The sequence below is a fragment of the Pauljensenia sp. 20925_1_34 genome, from assembly GCF_041432775.1.
Classification (GTDB): domain Bacteria; phylum Actinomycetota; class Actinomycetes; order Actinomycetales; family Actinomycetaceae; genus Pauljensenia.
Genome location: NZ_JAPWAG010000007.1, coordinates 47,681 through 64,416 on the forward strand (window position 1 = coordinate 47,681; position 16,736 = coordinate 64,416).

General features: G+C 67.0%; 16 protein-coding genes. 14 read left to right on the top strand and 2 right to left on the bottom strand.

Annotated elements, in window-relative coordinates; all coding sequences use genetic code 11:
• The first annotated feature begins 15 nt into the window (after positions 1 to 15).
• From O3669_RS04360 to O3669_RS04405, 10 genes are all read left to right on the top strand, one after another.
• Positions 16 to 1,035: a hypothetical protein gene (locus O3669_RS04360; protein ID WP_295921787.1), complete on the top strand. Its 1,020-nt coding sequence runs from the start codon at positions 16 to 18 to the stop codon at positions 1,033 to 1,035.
• 113 nt (positions 1,036 to 1,148) lie between these two features.
• Positions 1,149 to 3,005: a translation elongation factor 4 gene (gene lepA / locus O3669_RS04365; protein ID WP_314768385.1), complete on the top strand. Its 1,857-nt coding sequence runs from the start codon at positions 1,149 to 1,151 to the stop codon at positions 3,003 to 3,005.
• Between the two features lie 8 nt (positions 3,006 to 3,013).
• A complete protein-coding gene (gene trmB, locus O3669_RS04370) occupies positions 3,014 to 3,847 on the top strand; it encodes a tRNA (guanosine(46)-N7)-methyltransferase TrmB (protein WP_371523801.1) in 834 nt (277 codons plus the stop codon).
• Positions 3,848 to 3,856: 9 nt separating this feature from the next.
• Positions 3,857 to 5,167, top strand: a complete 1,311-nt coding sequence (gene hemW, locus O3669_RS04375; RefSeq protein WP_371523802.1) for a radical SAM family heme chaperone HemW — start codon at positions 3,857 to 3,859, stop codon at positions 5,165 to 5,167.
• Positions 5,168 to 5,466: 299 nt separating this feature from the next.
• Positions 5,467 to 6,156, top strand: a complete 690-nt coding sequence (locus tag O3669_RS04380; protein ID WP_295966704.1) for a SatD family protein — start codon at positions 5,467 to 5,469, stop codon at positions 6,154 to 6,156.
• Complete coding sequence (locus O3669_RS04385; RefSeq protein WP_314768391.1) at positions 6,149 to 6,994, top strand: hypothetical protein; 846 nt, start codon at positions 6,149 to 6,151, stop codon at positions 6,992 to 6,994. Before O3669_RS04380 ends, O3669_RS04385 begins: the two co-directional genes overlap by 8 nt.
• Before the next feature lie 136 nt (positions 6,995 to 7,130).
• Entirely contained in the window at positions 7,131 to 7,925 is a 795-nt protein-coding gene (locus O3669_RS04390; protein WP_371523840.1) for a DUF3097 family protein, read from the top strand.
• A gap of 127 nt (positions 7,926 to 8,052) precedes the next feature.
• On the top strand, positions 8,053 to 9,096 hold the full coding sequence (hrcA, locus tag O3669_RS04395) for a heat-inducible transcriptional repressor HrcA (protein ID WP_371523803.1): 1,044 nt from the start codon (positions 8,053 to 8,055) through the stop codon (positions 9,094 to 9,096).
• 61 nt (positions 9,097 to 9,157) lie between these two features.
• Positions 9,158 to 10,273, top strand: a complete 1,116-nt coding sequence (gene dnaJ / locus O3669_RS04400; RefSeq protein ID WP_295966701.1) for a molecular chaperone DnaJ — start codon at positions 9,158 to 9,160, stop codon at positions 10,271 to 10,273.
• 6 nt (positions 10,274 to 10,279) lie between these two features.
• The gene (locus O3669_RS04405) at positions 10,280 to 11,068 is read left to right on the top strand and encodes a 16S rRNA (uracil(1498)-N(3))-methyltransferase (protein ID WP_371523804.1); all 789 of its coding nucleotides are present in this window, start codon (positions 10,280 to 10,282) and stop codon (positions 11,066 to 11,068) included.
• On the opposite strand, the gene O3669_RS04410 is transcribed toward O3669_RS04405, so the two are convergent.
• On the bottom strand, positions 11,065 to 11,967 hold the full coding sequence (locus O3669_RS04410) for an aldose-1-epimerase (RefSeq protein WP_371523806.1): 903 nt from the start codon (positions 11,965 to 11,967) through the stop codon (positions 11,065 to 11,067). The genes O3669_RS04405 and O3669_RS04410 overlap by 4 nt on opposite strands.
• Positions 11,968 to 12,091: 124 nt before the next feature.
• Between O3669_RS04410 and O3669_RS04415 the strand changes: the two genes are divergently transcribed.
• The 4 genes from O3669_RS04415 (at position 12,092) to O3669_RS04430 (ending at position 15,717) form a co-directional block, all read left to right on the top strand.
• Positions 12,092 to 13,423 (top strand): aminopeptidase C, encoded by a 1,332-nt coding sequence (locus tag O3669_RS04415; protein ID WP_371523807.1) that lies wholly within the window; start codon positions 12,092 to 12,094, stop codon positions 13,421 to 13,423.
• Positions 13,424 to 13,613: 190 nt separating this feature from the next.
• Positions 13,614 to 14,390: a gamma-glutamyl-gamma-aminobutyrate hydrolase family protein gene (locus O3669_RS04420; RefSeq protein ID WP_315282387.1), complete on the top strand. Its 777-nt coding sequence runs from the start codon at positions 13,614 to 13,616 to the stop codon at positions 14,388 to 14,390.
• On the top strand, positions 14,387 to 15,040 hold the full coding sequence (locus tag O3669_RS04425; RefSeq protein ID WP_295917936.1) for a sugar O-acetyltransferase: 654 nt from the start codon (positions 14,387 to 14,389) through the stop codon (positions 15,038 to 15,040). The genes O3669_RS04420 and O3669_RS04425 overlap by 4 nt, the downstream gene beginning before the upstream one ends.
• A 44-nt stretch (positions 15,041 to 15,084) precedes the next feature.
• Positions 15,085 to 15,717: a peptide deformylase gene (locus O3669_RS04430; protein ID WP_295917937.1), complete on the top strand. Its 633-nt coding sequence runs from the start codon at positions 15,085 to 15,087 to the stop codon at positions 15,715 to 15,717.
• 39 nt (positions 15,718 to 15,756) lie between these two features.
• Here O3669_RS04430 and pflA read toward each other — a convergent pair whose 3' ends face one another.
• On the bottom strand, positions 15,757 to 16,635 hold the full coding sequence (gene pflA / locus O3669_RS04435; protein WP_295917940.1) for a pyruvate formate-lyase-activating protein: 879 nt from the start codon (positions 16,633 to 16,635) through the stop codon (positions 15,757 to 15,759).
• Positions 16,636 to 16,736 lie beyond the last annotated feature (101 nt).

Here is a 16,736-nt window from a genome sequence, read left to right on the forward strand (position 1 = left end):
TCTACTGAAAGACAGGTGACAACGATGTCGACCGCAACAATCCACGGAATGACCGTTCCTCTCGATGCATTTGGCCGCCCGAGCGAGCCCTTCGCGACCCAAGCCGACATGGAGGCTCGCGCATCCCTGAGCGCCGCCCTGCGCTGCGCGCACTCCGGCAAGCTCGACAACGCCCTTGACCACGCCAGGGACGCCTACGACAACGAGGACGCGCCCATCGAGCTGCGACTCGAGGCCGCCAAGCTCTGCATCGACTGGCACGCGGCCCTGGGAGCGTACGGGCAATGCCGCAAGGTGGCCTCGGACGCCGCCCGCCTGGGTACCAGCTACCTGGAGCGCGATCACCCGCTGATCCTCATGCTGCGCAACTCCGAGGCCTACTGGCTGGCCATCCTGGGCGATGAGGACATGGCGGCCCGCAAGTTCTCCGCCTTGGTCTGCGACGTCAAGAACAGCCCGACCCTCGACCCGCAGCTGGCCTTCGCGATCCGCAACAACTCGGCCATGCCCTGGAAGAACACCGGCAAGTGGTCGCGCGCTGCGCGCGTGTACCGCGAGCTGCTGGCCGACATGGAACCCGAGTGCGACGAGGAGGACATGACGGTGCTGACGGTGCGCGACAACCTCGCCGAGGTCCTGTCCGCCGACCGACAGTACGAGGAGGCGATCCGCCTGTACGAGACCAACCTGGAGGTCCTCCTGCGCGTCGCGGACTTCGGCGACTGGCGCGTCCTGCGATTGCGCAATGAGATTGCGCGCAACACCTGGATGGGAGGGGATCGGGACGCCGGCGAGGACCTGTGGACGGTCCTGGCGGAGGATTGCCGCCGCTACCTCGGTGACCGCGACGAGATGACCGCTCGCATCAGAACGATCCTGCTCACGCTGGCCATGCTGCGCGGGGACGAGGAGAAGACCATGTCGATCGCTCGCAAGCTCAAGGCGGACCACCCCGACGACTGGGACGAGTGCGACATGACCGAGGCCGTGGCGCTGCTGGTCGAGGCCGGTATCACTCCGGAGGATTTCCAGTAGTGGCAGCGCGGGTGTGAGCCTGGGCGACTGTGCGCGACTTCCCGCCCCACAATTCGCACAAAGGGGCGCGTCAATGGGACGATAAGGAGGTTAACGACTTCACGGAGGTACACGTGCCCATCCCCACGCCCGCGCAGCAGGCTCAGATTCGCCCGTCCCGCACCCCGCAGGCGCAGATCCGCAACTTCTGCATTATCGCCCACATCGATCATGGGAAGTCGACGCTCGCGGACCGCATGCTTCAGCTCACCGGCGTCGTCGAGGCCCGCGAGATGCGTGACCAGTACCTGGACCGCATGGATATTGAGCGTGAGCGCGGCATCACGATCAAGAGCCAGGCCGTGCGTATGCCGTGGGCGCACGAGGGGACGCCCTACGCGCTCAACATGATCGACACGCCCGGACACGTGGACTTCACCTACGAGGTCTCCCGTTCGCTGGCCGCCTGTGAGGGCGCGGTCCTGCTCATCGACGCCGCGCAGGGCATCGAGGCGCAAACCCTGGCCAACCTGTACCTGGCCTTGGAGAACGACCTCGCGATCATCCCGGTCCTGAACAAGATTGACCTGCCCGGCGCCCAGCCCGAGAAGTACGCGCACGAGGTCGCCCAGCTGATCGGCTGCGAGGAGGACGAGGTCCTGAAGGTCTCCGGTAAGACCGGCGAGGGCGTCGAGGCCCTCCTCGACCGCATCGTCGAGGTCATCCCCGCCCCCGAGGGCGAGGCAGATGCTCCGACGCGCGCCATGATTTTCGACTCCGTCTACGACACCTACCGCGGCGTGGTCACCTACGTACGTGTCGTCGACGGCGTGCTGTCGACCCGTCAGCGCGTGCGCATGATGTCGACGGGTGCCACCCACGAGCTCCTGGAGCTGGGTGTCATCTCGCCCGAGCCCAAGCCTGAAGAGGGTATCGGCGCGGGCGAGGTGGGCTACCTGATCACGGGCGTGAAGGACGTGCGCCAGTCGCGCGTCGGCGACACCGTGACCAGCCAGGTGCGCGGCGCGACCGAGGCCCTCGCAGGCTACCGTGACCCCAACCCGATGGTCTTCTCCGGCATCTACCCGGTGGACGGCTCGGACTTCCCGGACCTGCGTGACGCCCTTGAGCGCCTCCAGCTCAATGACGCGGCCCTGACCTTCGAGCCCGAGTCCTCCGCGGCCCTCGGTTTCGGCTTCCGCTGCGGCTTCCTGGGCCTGCTCCACCTGGAGATTATTCGCGAGCGTCTGGAGCGGGAGTTCAACCTCGACCTCATCGCGACCGCCCCGAACGTCGTCTACCGCGTCGTGACGGAGGACGGGACCGAGGTGCGCGTGGATAACCCGAGCGAGTTCCCCGAAGGCAAGATCGCCGAGGTGCGCGAACCCGTCGTCAACGCGACGATTCTGACGCCCACGGAGTTCACGGGCACGATCATGGAGCTGTGCCAGGACCGCCGCGGCACGATGCGCGGGATGGATTACCTGAGCGAGGAGCGCGTCGAGCTGCACTACCAGCTGCCCCTGGCGGAGATCGTCTTCGATTTCTTCGACCAGCTCAAGTCCCGCACGCGCGGCTACGCCTCCCTGGACTACCAGGAGAGCGGCGAGCAGAGCGCGGACCTCGTCAAGGTCGACATCCTGCTCAACGGCGACCGCGTCGACGCGTTTAGCGCGATCGTTCACCGCGACGGCGCCTACAACTACGGCCAGCGCATGACCAAGCGCCTCAAGGAACTCATTCCTCGCCAGCAGTTCGAGATCCCGGTGCAGGCCGCGGTCGGCGCGCGCGTCATCGCCCGTGAGACCATCAAGGCGCTGCGCAAGGATATGCTGGCCAAGTGTTACGGCGGCGACATCAGTCGTAAGCGCAAGCTGCTCGAGAAGCAGAAGGAAGGCAAGAAGCGCATGAAGTCCATCGGCCGCGTGGACGTGCCGCAGGAGGCCTTCATCGCCGCCCTGACCTCCGACGTTCCCACGGGCAAGAAGTGAGCGCGTGCATGGACGAGGCCGTGGCAGCCTCCGCGTCGGAGGCGGGCCAGGCGTGTGGTGGGCGTCGCCCGGGGGAGGCCCCGGAGGGCACCGTGTTTATGAGTCGGACCAAGTCGTTCACGCGGCGCGCGCGCGAGCTGCCGGCGAACCTGGCGCGCACGTGGGAGGCCCACGCGCACCGCTATGTTGTTGAGCCGCGTCGCGGCGTGGGCTACACGACGGTGGCCGAGGACTTCACGCTGGATCTGGAGGCGTTGTTTGGGCGCAGCGCGCCCGTGACGCTCGAAATTGGTTCGGGCACGGGCGAGCAGATCGTGGCTGCGGCCGCGGCGAACCCGCGGCGCGATTTCCTGGCGCTGGAGGTGTGGGTGCCCGGCATTGCGAAGCTGATGTCGAAGGCGGTCGAGGCCGACGTGGACAACATCCGCGTCATCGAGGCCGACGCCGCGCAGGCTCTGCCCATCATGCTCGGGGACGCATCCCTGGACGAGGTCTGGACGTTCTTCCCGGATCCGTGGCGCAAGGCGCGTCACCGCAAGCGTCGCCTGGTCTCGGATGATTTCGCTCTCGAGGTTGCACGCCTGCTGCGCGATGGGGGAGTGTGGCGCCTGGCCACGGACTGGGACGACTACGCCTGGCAGATGCGCGACGTCGTCGAGGCCTGCGAGCTCTTTGAGAACCCGCACGCAGGAGAGCGTCCGGACCCGGAGGACCCGCAGCCGCAGCGCGGAGGATTCGCCCCGCGCTTCGAGGGACGCGTCGTCACGCACTTTGAGACCCGAGGCATCGATGCGGGCCGTCACGCCCACGACATTGTTGGCGTGCGCCGCGCGCGTGGCTGACGGATCCGCATGAGCCCCGCACAGCCAGACGGAGCGCGATGGCCAGCCGACGGTGCGCTGTCCCCCGGCCTCGTCGAAGCCGAGTGCGCCCGCCCGCTCTCGCTGTACGTGCATGTGCCCTTTTGCCGTGTGCGCTGCGGTTACTGCGATTTCAACACCTATACCGTGGGCTTTGGGCCGGGCGCGCAGATTGGCGACTACGCGCCGTCTGTCCTCGCTGAGGCCTCACTGGCCGCGCGGGTCATGGCCGAGGCTGGGCTGCCTGAGCGGGCGGCGCGCACCGTGTTTTTCGGCGGTGGTACGCCGACGATGCTGGACGCGGCCGAGCTGATCGCGATCCTGGAGGGGCTGCGCGCCCGCGTCGGGATCGACGAGGGTGCCGAGGTGACCCTGGAGGCTAACCCGGATACCGTCACGCGCGAGGATCTGCGCGCCTTGGCCGACGCTGGCTTCACGCGGGTCTCTTTCGGTATGCAGTCCGCGGTGGCGCGCATCTTGGCGACCCTGGACCGCACGCACACCCCCGAGCGCGTGCCCCAGGTGGTTGAGTGGGCCAAAGATGCGGGCCTCGCCACGTCCGTCGACCTGATTTATGGGACCCCGGGGGAGTCGCTGGCGGACTGGGAGGCCTCGCTGCGCGCCGCCCTGTCCTACGACTCCGAGCACATGAGCGCCTACGCCCTTGTCGTCGAGGAGGGGACGAAGATGGGGGCCCAGGTGTCTCGCGGCGAGCTGCCGACCCCCGACCCGGACGATGAGGCTGCTAAGTACGAGCTTGCCGACGCCCTGCTGGGCGAGGCGGGCTACGCCTGGTACGAGATCTCCAACTTTGCGCGCGCCACCGCATCTGACCGGGCCTCGGGGCTTCCCTCAACGACCTTCGAGCATGCTTCGCGCCACAATCTGGCGTACTGGCGGGACTGGGACTGGTGGGGCTTCGGACCGGGTGCTCACTCTCACGTTGGTAAGGCGCGCTGGTGGAACGTCAAGAATCCGGGGGCCTACGCGGGTCGCGTGCGCGCGGGCGGTTCTCCCGCGGCAGCGGGCGAGATTCTGGGCGCGCAGGAGCGCGAGCTTGAGCGCGTCATGCTGGGGCTTCGCACGTCGGAGGGCGTGGAGCTTGACGGTCTGCCGGGCGTCGCACCTCGGGACGAGGCCGTGGGTGGCACGTTTGGTCGTGCGTCGGCGGGTGGGCGCGTCGCCGCGCTTATCGCTGATGGTCTCATTGATGGAGTTGCGGCGGTGTCTGGGCGCGCAGTGTTGACCCTGCGTGGGCGCCTGCTGGCGGATTATGTGACGCGGGAATTGATGGGTTACTGAGGCCTGAGAGCGCGTCGAGCGACGCAATATCGGTAGATTGGTCAATATTAATAATTGTTCAGACAAATCTCAAAATAACTTGTAGGTAGGCCAATACAAGTTCAAGTGTGTCTACCAATACTGGCCATTTGTCACTTTGTGCTTGTATAGGGTGTGACAAGCTTCGATTACGTCGCAATAATGTTGACATCGTGGTTGAAGTATGTTTGCCTAGAGTTGTCATGTGAAGCCGAGCTACCTTCAGGTCGTCTCCTCGGTGAGGCTTGTGGGGAGCGGAATACAAGGAAAAGTGTGGGACTGTGACTCTGCGATACGCTGTCATTGCTGACATCGTGGGCTCTCGTACGTTGACCAATCGTGCAGAGGCTCAGAGAATCTTTGAGGCTGCTCTGGAGCGGGCCTCCGAGGGGCTAGCCCTGCTGGAGGTTCCTTACCCGACGGTGGGCGATGAGTTCCAGGCCGTGGCTTACTCCCTCGAGGATGCGTTGCTGCTGACGCTGCGCGCCCAGCTGCTGTTGCCCCCTCAGCTCCAGCTTCGCTTCGGAATCGGTGCTGGACGCATCGAAGAGTTCTCCTCCGGTGTTCATCGTCAGGCCCCCGCCCGCCAGCGCGTGGGCGAGGGAGGCTCTCTTCAAGATGGATCGGCGTGGTGGGCGGCACGCGCTGCGATCAACCGAGCGCACGACCTCCAGGACTCCTCCAACCCCTTCATCCGCACCTGGTTCGTGGCTCACGCCTCCATCGAAGGTTATGTGTCCGCGACCTGCCAGACCGCGGTCAACGCCCTGCTGAGCCTGCGTGACCACGCGATCCTCAAGCTCTCCGCGCGCCACCGCCGCATCACCGCCTCGCTGCTGCTCGGCAAGACGCAGGTGGAAATCGCGCGCGTTGAAAAGCTGTCGCAGCAGGCCATTTCGGACTTCGCCCGCGGGACGGGGGCGGGGCTCATCCAATCCTCACTCCTCATCGCGGAGGCTGCCCGTGCATGAAGCTTTGCTCCTAGGGATCTCCGCGTCAGAGCTGACGGTCCTGCTCACTTCCGATCCTCGGCGATGGTCGCGGCGTCTCGTTCTCTTCGTGACGCTCATGGCGATTGTCGTGTGCTACGCGTGGTTCATTGTCCGTGTCGATACCCTCGCGCTCGTCACGGGTACCGTGCTTGCCCTCGTCTGGTTCGCGTGGGATCTGGCTGACGGCTCGGCGCGGTCGGTGTTGGCGCGCTGGGCGCTCGCAGCGATGGGGTTCGTCGCTCTGATGAGCGTGGACGCAGTCAGTCATCCGACGCTGGCGCTCCTGCCTGGGCGCCCGTTTGACCTCATTATCGCCGTCGTCTTCCTCATGACCGGGCCAGCCAATCACCTGATCACGGCAATCTTGCTGTGTGCCCGCGGGCGATCGCGCGACCCTGTCCCCGGGTGGATCAACGCGCCCGTGCTTCCCGCAATGCCCGAGTCTGTTGAGACGCCGGATACGAGCGGCACACAGGTTGACGGGGCCACAGCGGACCAGGGCGACGAGGAAGCCCCTCTCACGCCCAGCTCCCTGCCGATCCTGACGAACGAGGACGTCGAGGATGAGGAGCCGGGAACAGCACTGCGCGGCGGTCGCTGGATCGGCCCGCTCGAACGTCTCCTCATTATCATTCTCGCCGGGGCGGGTGCCGAGGTAGCGATCGGGGCCGTCGTGGCCGCCAAGGGCGTCATCCGTTTCCCCGAAATTTCCCAGGACTCCTCGGGCGAAAAGGCCGAAGAATTCCTGATTGGCTCCGTGTCCTCCTGGATCCTGGCTGCGTTGGTGGCGATGTTCGTCCGCGTGGTGCTCGTCTAGCCCACGCGACGCCGCTAGAGTATTCCGGGTGAATACAGCAGATCCTTACGGGACGAACATCTTCGCCCACGACCCGCATCGTGACGGGCCGGGCGCTCGGCGCCCTCGATCGGTGGCGGTCCACGTCGAGATCGGCATGGTCCTCGAAGACGTGTCGTCGGGCTGGGTCGGTGCGGTGACACGGGTGGAGAAGTCCGGCGGCGTCTACCTCGTCGAGCTTGAGGATCGGCGCGGAGTGCGCCGTTCCTTCCCGCTCGGCCCCGGGTTCTGGCTGGAGGGGCGCCCGATCGACGCGCTGCCCCCAAAGCCCAAGCCCGCCCAGGCCTCGGCGAGTGTGCAGACCAGCGCATCGGGGCGCAGGATCACCAACTCCGGTTCCTTCGCGCCCACCTCCTCCGGTCCGAAGGTCGCCAAGCGATCGCGGATCTGGGTGGAGGGACGCCACGACGCCGAGCTCGTTCAGCACGTGTGGGGTGAGGACCTGGCCGAGGCCGGCATCGCGGTGCAGCTGCTCGAGGGTGTGGACAACCTGGAGGACATCCTCGAGGTGTTCGGCCCGACCGACACGGCGCGCGCGGGCGTACTCGTCGACCATATGGTGCCCGGCTCTAAAGAGTCGCGCATCGCCGAGGCCGTCTCCGCCAGGTGGCCGGGCGCGGTTCTCGTGCTCGGACATCCCTTTGTTGACATCTGGCAGGCTGTCAAGCCCGAGCGCGTGGGCCTGAACGCCTGGCCCGACGTCCCGCGCGGCATCGACATCAAGCACGGCACGCTGGACGCCCTCGGCTGGCCGCACGCCGATCAGCGCGACATCGCGATGGGGTGGAAGCGGATCCTGTCCACCGTGCGCACGTACCGTGACCTGGAGCCCGCGCTGCTGGGCCGAGTCGAGGAGCTCATCGACTTCGTCACAGTGCCCTGGGCTCAGTAAGAAAGTGGCGGTGCCGTGAGGTTCGCAATGAGCGCACCTATCAAGCGTCGCCCGGGTCGCCCCCGCTCGCGGGCGGGGAGTAGCATTTGCACTCAGAGAGAGGGAGTGCCAGGACGGAGGGAGTGACATGGCACGCAACAGCGCGCAAAACCGCAGGCTTGACGTCCTGCGCGCCATCGTCACCCAGTACGTGGCCACACGCGAACCCGTCGGCTCCAAGGCCATTGCCGCCGGGGGCCTGGGCGTCTCCTCGGCCACGATTCGCAACGACATGGCGGTCCTGGAAGAAGCCGGGCTGATCTATCAGCCCCACACGTCCGCCGGGCGCGTGCCCACCGACCGCGGATACCGCGTCTTCGTCGACCGGCTCGCCCAGATCAAGCCCATGACAACTCCTGAGCGCCAGGCTCTCGAAACGTTCCTCTCCGACTCGGTCGACATTGACGACGTTGTGGAACGCTCCGTGCGCCTCCTCGCGCAAGTCACCCACCAAGTGGCCCTCGTGCAATACCCGGGTTCGCGTGTGCGCACCCTCAAGCACCTCGAGGTCCTCGGCCTTACCCCCGGGCGCGTTCTCGTCGTTGTCATCACCGCCGACGGCGAGGTGGGGGAGCGGACCCTCAGCCTCGACACGCCCCTCGACGACGGCCAACTGCTCGCCGTGCGCGACCACCTGCGCGCCCACTGCGACGCCGCGACCTCCCAAACCGCGCGTTCGTGCGTCGAGGCGGCCACGGCCTCGTCCCGACCTGAGCTGAGTGCGGCGGTCAGCGCCGTCGGTGAGGCCCTCACCGACGTACTCACCGGCGCCGGCGAGGCAAAGATTGTCGTGGCCGGCGCGGCCAACCTGGCTCGCGGAGCGCTCGACTTCCGCGACATCGCGCCCGTCCTGGATGCCCTTGAGGAACAGGTTGTCCTGATGCGTCTCTTCTCCGAGGCCGACCCCAGCGAGGAGCTGCACGTGAGCATCGGGGCGGAAAACCCTCACGACGCCCTGGCCGAAGCGGCCGTCGTCACGGGGACCTACCGCGCCGGGGCGGACGACACCGGCGGATCCGCCCACCTGGGAATCGTTGGCCCCATGCGAATGGACTACGCGCGCACCATGAGCTCCGTGCGCGCCGTTGCCGCCTACCTCTCCAGGTACCTGGCCCAGGAAACCAACAACTGACCATGCGCCCCACCACCGACCAGACCATCACCGAGCGCCCACACGGGAAGGAACAGCAAGCGTGAGAGACTACTACGAGGTCCTCGGCGTCTCCCGAGACGCCAACCAGGATGAGATCAAGAAGGCGTACCGCAAGCTCGCGCGTAAGCTCCACCCCGACTATGCGGGCGCCGACTCCGAAGAAGCCTTCAAGGAACTGTCTGTCGCCTACGAGACGCTCTCCGACCCCGAGAAGCGCCAGATGTACGACATCGGCGGACCCGACGCCCTGCGCGGCGGCGCGGGCGCGGGTGCCCCCTTTACGGGCTTCTCCGACATCTTCGAAGCCATGTTCACCAGCGGCTTTGGCGCGTCCTCGCGCGGCCCCGCGTCGCGCGTTCGCCGCGGCAAGGACCAGCAGGTCACCGTCGACATCACCCTCGAGGACGCCGCATTCGGCGCCGCGAAGGAGGTCTCCTTCCGCACCTACGTCTCCTGCGACACCTGCCACGGCTCCATGTGCCAGCCGGGCACCTCTCCTGAGCAGTGCGGCACCTGCCACGGATCGGGCTTCGTCACGCAGATCCAGAACTCCCTCTTCGGCCGCATGCAGACCCAGGCTCCCTGCCCGAACTGCCAGGGCTTCGGCGACACGATCCCCCAGCCCTGCACGGAGTGCAACGGCGCGGGACGCGTCGCCACGCGCCGCACGCTCAACATCAACATCCCGGCCGGTGCCAGCGAGGGCACACAGATCCGCGTCAGCGGCGAGGCCGAGGTCGGCATGGGCGGCGGCCCTAGCGGCGACCTGTACCTGTCAATCCGCGAGAAGAAGCACCCGGTCTTCGACCGGCGCGGCGACGACCTGCACACCTGGATCACGATCCCGATGACCACCGCGGCGCTCGGCACCGAGTTCGAGCTGGAGACCCTGGACGGCAAGAAGACCGTCACGATTAACGCCGGTACCCAGCCCAACGACGACATCGTCCTGGAGGGCCTGGGCGTGGGGCACCTGCAGCGCTCGGGCCGCGGCTCCATGCACGTGCACGTCGACGTGGAGATCCCCAAGAAGCTGGACGAGACGTCGCGCGAGTTGCTCGAGCAGCTGGCAAAGGCGCGTGGCGAGGTCCGCGTGGAGCCCCACCGTCAGCAGCCGACGTTCTTCGACAAGCTGCGCGACACCTTCATGGGCTGACACGCAATGACCCGGCCCGTTTTTCTCGGTGAAGACCTGCGCCCCGATCCCGCCTCGGTGGGAGTGGGGGACCGCGCGACCCTGGCTGGTGCGGAGGGACGTCACGCCGCCTCCGTGCGCCGCATCGGCGCGGGCGAGTGGGTGGACGTCGTCGACGGGGTGGGCCTGCGCCTGACCTGCGAGGTTGCCGGTGCCGACAAGTCATCGCTGTCCCTCGTCGTGCGTGAGGTACTCCAGGAGGAGCGCCCCGTGCCCGAGATCGTCCTCGTCCAGGCCTTGGCCAAGGGCGGGCGCGACGAGGCCGCCGTCGAGATCTGCACGGAGATCGGCATCGATCGGGTGATCCCGTGGGCCTCCCAGCGCGCGATCGTGCAATGGAAGGGACCCAAGGCCGACAAGGGCCGTGCCAAGTGGGAGGGTGTCGCACGCGCCGCCGCCAAGCAGTCCCGCCGCGCTTTCGTCCCCACCGTTGAGGGCGTGATGGACAGCCGCGAGCTGACCTCGTGGGTCGCGTCCCTGACGGACGAGGCCGGGGTTGCCTTCGTCTGTCACGAGGAGGCCAGCGAATCGCTGGGGGCGGCGTTGGCGAGCCTCCAGGAAGCAGGCGCGGACGCCTCCCTGCCCCCGCGCGTCGCACTGATCGTCGGGCCCGAGGGCGGTATCGGCCCGGAGGAGACGGGCGCACTGGTGGACGCCGGCGCCAGAATGATCGGGCTGGGAGACAACGTCCTGCGTTCCTCCACGGCCGGCGCGGTCGCTCTGACGCTGATCCGCGCCGCCGCGGGAGCCTACTAAGCAGTGACGGTGCCCGCGATCCGCGCGCTCAGTGTGTGGGTCGCGCCAGGTTCCAGCGCCACCACGTCCGTGCCCGAATTGAAGGCGTCGGGCGGGCACGTCATGGGCTCGACGGCCACGCCCACACGGTCAATGTCGTCGGCCGAGTAGACCTGAAGCCACCTCACGTCCGAGGATAGGGACACTCCCACGCCGCTAGCGGGGGAGCGCAGCGTCACGGTCCACGTACCGACGGGGAGCTCCGTGAAACAGTGATCGATACTGGTCGAGCCGATCAGGCGGGGAGAACGAAAATCCAGCCCGAGGTCGCCCGCGGGGTGGGCGGTGGCCGGGCTCATGTGCTCGTCGGCTTCGTACGCGAGACCAGCGGGACTCGTCAGTTCCATCTCATCGGCGCGCGCTCCGCCCGCCGTGAGGTAGGGGTGGAAACCCATCCCGAAGGGGGCGGTACCTGAGCCGATATTCGTGGCCGACAACTCCACGTCCAGCCCGGTGCCGGCGTCCAGGCTGTAGCGTGCGGTGGCCACAAGCGTCCACGGATAGGAATAGCGCGCTGGGATAAGAGTGCGCAGGAGGACCCAGGAGGCGTCGGCCTCGACAATGTCCCACTCCTGGAAGGCCACGAAACCGTGCAGGGCCGTGCCAAACGCGGGTTCGTCGACCGGCAGGTGATAGGACGTGCCACCCCACGAATAGGCGCCGCCGGCGACTCGATTCGGCCAGGGGATCAGGACCTTCCCGAGGTATCCCGGGGGTAACTCGTCCACGCGGTGCGGGACGACCAGGTCGTGTCCTCGATGCGTGAGGCCAGCCAGACCCGCGCCGACCGTGACGATGCGTGCCTCGTAGTCCCCGGCCGAGACAGTCACCTCGCGCCCCGATGCACCAAGCGTGACCATGAATGCTCCTTCGCGTTCACTGAACATGAAACACGCTCATTTTAAACGGAGTCGAGTAGTTTGCGTCATGGCTTGAGCGTATCCTTATAGAGAATGACTCTCGATAGAAAGGAAGTCTAGGCAGATGGCCCACGAGATCACCGATGAGCTGATTGATCGCCTCCACGAATACTCCGACACCGCCCGCACGGTTGCGCGCAACGCGGTTGCCCACGCCGGCGTCGAGCCGGTCGCCTTCGACCGCGCGAAGGTCGTCGCCACTCCCACCGTTGTCTCCCACAAGATCGACGACTGGAAGGTCACTTCCCAGAAGAAGTCCGGCCGCTGCTGGCTCTTCTCCTCCCTGAACCTGCTGCGCTCGACAACGCGCACGCACCTGGGCGTCAAGGACTTCGAGTTCTCCCAGAACTACGTGCTCTTCTGGGACAAATTCGAGCGCGCCAACTTCTTCCTCTCCGACGTCATCGCAACGGCCGCCACCGAAGAGCTGGATGGACGACTCCTCCAGTTCCTCCTCGGCGACCTCCTGTCCGATGGCGGCCAGTGGGACATGGCCGTCTCCCTCTACCTCAAGCACGGCCTGGTCCCCAAGACCGCGATGCCCGAAACCGAGTCCTCCGGCCACACCGCCCCCATGAACGACCGCCTCAAGGTCGTCCTGCGCCGCACGGCCCTGGAGCTGCGCGCGCTGGTCGCCGACGGTGCCTCCGAGGAACAGATCAACGAGGTCAAGGAAGCGGCCCTGGCTGACGTGTGGCGCATCCTCGTCATCTGCCTGGGCGAGCCCCCGGCCTCCTTCGAGTGGGAGTGGCGCGACGATAAGGGAGAGTTCCACCGCGACGGCGTCCTCACCCCGCGCGAGTTCTACGACCGCTACGTGGACGTGGACCTGACGCAGTACGTGTGCCTCGTGGACGACCCGCGCGCAGAGCACCCCAAGGGCCACACGCTGACCGTGGATCACATGGGCAACGTCGTGGGCGGGCGCCCGATCCTCTACGTCAACGCCCCCGTCGAGCAGATCCGCTCCATCACCACCTCGATCCTGGCCTCGGGCCGCGCCGTCTGGTTCGGTGCCGACTGCGGCCAGCAGTCCGACCGCGCCTCCGGCTTGTTCGTCGATGGCCTCTATGACTTCGACTCCCTGTTCGGCGTGGACTTCTCCACCTCGAAGGAGCAGCGCGTCAACACCTGCGAGTCCGCAATGAACCACGCGATGCTCTTCACGGGCGTGGACATCGACGAGGCCGGTGCGGGCCGCCGCTTCCGCGTGGAGAACTCCTGGGGCGAGGACCGCGGCGACAAGGGCTTCTTCACGATGGACGCTGCATGGTTCGACGCCAACGTGTTTGAGGTGGCCGTCCACGTGGACGACCTGCCCGCCGAGCTACGCGCCGCCGTCACCGAGGAGCCCCTCCACCTGCCCGCGTGGGATCCGATGGGGGCGCTCGCCTGAGTGTTCATGGCCTGGGACGAGGCCGGGGCGTGGATGCGTGATCGCGTGACCTACCCCGGCCTCGTCCGTTGGTTTCTCAGGAAAAAGGCCCGATCAGGGGAGTGCCCGCGACGTGGACGCGCGCTGTCACATTTGGCCATCCCGTGAACGTTGCGCGCGCAGACGGCCCGCACCTGCCAAGATAGGCCCTATGACGAACCACACGAAGCCGACGTTGTTGATCTCCAACGTCCTTCCGGCGCGCCCGGGGGACGAGGCATACAACAACATCTGCATGCGCCTGTGGGATCGTCTTCTCCAGGCCGCGCTGCCCACCTGGAACGTTATCCGCGAATACGCGCAGGAAGACGGGGCCGAGGGGGCCGCGCTGCGCGCCCAGGGGGCCGACGCCATCGTCATCATGGGCGGCGAGGACGTTCACCCCGCCCACTACGGAGCCTCCCAGGGATACAACCACGAGGGACGCCACTGGTACCGCGCCGATCTGGGCCAGCTTGCCCTCGTCGACTACGCTGCCCGCACCGGTACGCCGCTGCTGGGCATCTGTCGCGGCATGCAGATCATCAACACTGCGTTTGGCGGTACCCTCGAGCAGGACATCGCAGACGGCACACACACCAATCGCGCGATTCTGTCCGACCACCGATTCGTGCGCCACAGCGTGCGCGTCGAGGCCGGTTCCCATCTCGAGCGAGCCCTGGCCCCCGTCCTCGTCGACTCCGAGATCACCATTTCCTCGGCCCACCACCAGCGCGTCGCCCGTCTCGGCGACACCCTGCGCGTGAGCGCCTACGCGCCCGACGGCACCGTCGAGGCCATCGAATCTCCCGACGCCCCCATCGTCGGCGTCCAGTGGCACCCCGAGGACCCCGCCGACGACATCGCCCAGCTGCAATCCCTGCTGGCTCACCTGGACGCGCGCCGTGCGCCGCGACTCGAGAGGGCATCGACTACCCTGGTCGCATGACCCTCGCACCGGGAACCACCTTCGACGATCCTCGTTTTCGCGACGACGAGCGCACACCCTCCCAGCGCATGGCGGACGGCGACTTCTACGTGGCCGATGATGTGCTTGCCGCCCACACCAAGCGTGCCGTGCGGCTCCTGTCCCTGTACGAGCAGGCGCACCCGACCGACCCCGACATCGCGCGTTACCTGCTCGCCCAGGTCATCGGATCGGTGGGCGAGGGCGTCGATATTCGCCCGCCCCTGCGCGTCGACTACGGTCACAACATCACTATCGGCGACGGCTCCTGGGTCAACTTTGGGCTCACCGCCCTCGACGTCGCCCCCATCGTCATCGGCCAGGACGTCCTCATCGGTCCCAACTGCTCGCTCTATACCGCAATCCACCCGACCGAGCCCGGGCCTCGTCGAGCCAAGTGGGAATCATCCGCGCCCATCACCCTCGAAGATAACGTGTGGCTGGGCGGCTCCGTCGTCGTCTGCCCGGGCGTCACCATCGGTGAAAACTCGATCATTGGAGCCGGTGCCGTCGTCACCCGCTCCGTGCCCGCCAACTCCATCGCCGTGGGCAACCCCGCCCGCGTCATCCGGGCGCTGGACCCAACGCTCCCACGCCCGATTCAAGCCGCTGGCGTCGGAGTCATCCGATAGGAGAGCGTGTCTCGGCGCGTCGAGACACGCCATAGGGAGCACACATGACGATACTGCCGATCTGCATCACGGGCGAGCCGGTACTGCACCGCTTGGCCGACCCCGTCGAATCCTTCGATTCGGCCCTGGCCGACCTGGTCGCCGACATGACCGAGACGATGCACGCGGCGCCCGGCGTCGGACTCGCCGCCCCGCAGGTCGGTGTCGGCCTGCAAGTCTTCGTCTGGTCGTATCGCGGCGGAGGAACCTTCGACCGGCGTTACGCGCACGAGCTCCAGCTCGATCGCGGGCCCGAACGAGGCTTTAACGACGCGCTGAGCGGCGTCGTCATCAACCCGACGCTCGACCTCGTGTGGGACGACGCAGGAGCTGGCGCGATCCTGGAGGCGCAGCCGGATATGGTCTGCGAATCCGAAGGCTGCCTGTCCGTCCCCGGCGTCCAATACCCGCTGCGCCGCGCGCTCGGGGCGGTCCTGCGCGGCTACGACGTCGCCGGATCTGCCATCACCGTCGCGGCGCGCGGATGGCTTGCGCGGATCTTCCAGCACGAATACGACCACCTGCGCGGGACGCTGTACGTCGACCGCCTTGACGCCCCCTATGATGAGGCGGCGCGCGCTCACGTCGCCGAGCGCGGCTGGGGCGCCCCCGGATACACGTGGACCCCGGGGGAGTGAGCCTCGCTCACCCCTCCCGGGGCCACATTCCACGCTCTGTCAGTGGACCTCGAAGCCCAGCGAGCGGAAGTAGTTGCGCACGTCCTCGGTAGCTTCGGGCGTCGGTGCCTTCGCGTCCTCGAGATGGTACTCCAGTCCCAGGGAGTGCCACTTGTCCTTGCCCAGCTGGTGGAAGGGCAGGACCTCGATACGGTCGATGACGTCCTTCCAGCGGGTGACGATCTCACCGACCTTGCGGATGTTCTCGGGGTCGTCCGTCAGGCCCGGAACCAGGACAAAACGAATCCAGATGCGTGTGTCCCCGCCTCGAGCCGCGATGCGGTCGCCGAACGCAATTGTGGGTGCCAGCTCACGGCCGGTCGCCTTCTTGTAGGTCTCGGGATCGCCGCTCTTGACATCGAGGAGCACCAGGTCGATCGCGTCGAGCATCTCGTCGTCGCAGTTCGCACCCAGGTAGCCGGAGGTATCGATGCAGGTGTGCACGCCCATCTCCTTGGCACCCAGCAGGATGCGCTTGGCGAAGTGGGGCTGCATGAGTACCTCGCCGCCGGACAGCGTGATGCCGCCCTTCGTCGTGCGGAAAATCCGGCGGTAGCGGGCGATGCGGGAGAGCAGCTCCGTGTCGGACACCGGAGCGCCGTCCTTCATGAGGAACGTGTCGGGGTTGTGGCAGTACAGGCAGCGCAGCGGGCAGCCGTTGAGGAAGACCGTCATGCGCGTGCCGGGGCCGTCGACGGCGGTCACCAGCTCCCAGGAGTGAATGGAACCGAGCGTGCCCTCTCGCATGCGTCGCAAGCGTTCGGAACGCTCCAGGTCCGTGATCTCCTCAAGGCCCTCGACGCCCGCGCCGACGGTACGGGATTGGGGAGCCTGGAAGTCCTGCTCGCGGAACGTGGGAATGGCGAGGGGCTGCGTCATGATTCCTTCTTCGAAGTAGTACGGGCGCGGCGATGGCGCGAACGAGGTCGGGGCCTCAGTGATTGCGGGCGGAACCGGCGGGCATAGTAGTGGGGCGCCGG

Excerpts from the sequence above, each read along its gene's own strand:
- O3669_RS04420 (WP_315282387.1), top strand. The coding sequence starts at position 13,614 with ATGACGAACCACACGAAGCCGACGTTGTTGATCTCCAACGTCCTTCCG.
- O3669_RS04390 (WP_371523840.1), top strand. The coding sequence starts at position 7,131 with ATGGTCCTCGAAGACGTGTCGTCGGGCTGGGTCGGTGCGGTGACACGG.
- hemW (WP_371523802.1), top strand. The coding sequence starts at position 3,857 with ATGAGCCCCGCACAGCCAGACGGAGCGCGATGGCCAGCCGACGGTGCG.
- O3669_RS04415 (WP_371523807.1), top strand. The coding sequence starts at position 12,092 with ATGGCCCACGAGATCACCGATGAGCTGATTGATCGCCTCCACGAATAC.
- O3669_RS04405 (WP_371523804.1), top strand. The coding sequence starts at position 10,280 with ATGACCCGGCCCGTTTTTCTCGGTGAAGACCTGCGCCCCGATCCCGCC.
- trmB (WP_371523801.1), top strand. The coding sequence starts at position 3,014 with ATGGACGAGGCCGTGGCAGCCTCCGCGTCGGAGGCGGGCCAGGCGTGT.
- O3669_RS04425 (WP_295917936.1), top strand. The coding sequence starts at position 14,387 with ATGACCCTCGCACCGGGAACCACCTTCGACGATCCTCGTTTTCGCGAC.
- O3669_RS04410 (WP_371523806.1), bottom strand. The coding sequence starts at position 11,967 with ATGGTCACGCTTGGTGCATCGGGGCGCGAGGTGACTGTCTCGGCCGGG.
- O3669_RS04430 (WP_295917937.1), top strand. The coding sequence starts at position 15,085 with ATGACGATACTGCCGATCTGCATCACGGGCGAGCCGGTACTGCACCGC.
- hrcA (WP_371523803.1), top strand. The coding sequence starts at position 8,053 with ATGGCACGCAACAGCGCGCAAAACCGCAGGCTTGACGTCCTGCGCGCC.
- pflA (WP_295917940.1), bottom strand. The coding sequence starts at position 16,635 with ATGACGCAGCCCCTCGCCATTCCCACGTTCCGCGAGCAGGACTTCCAG.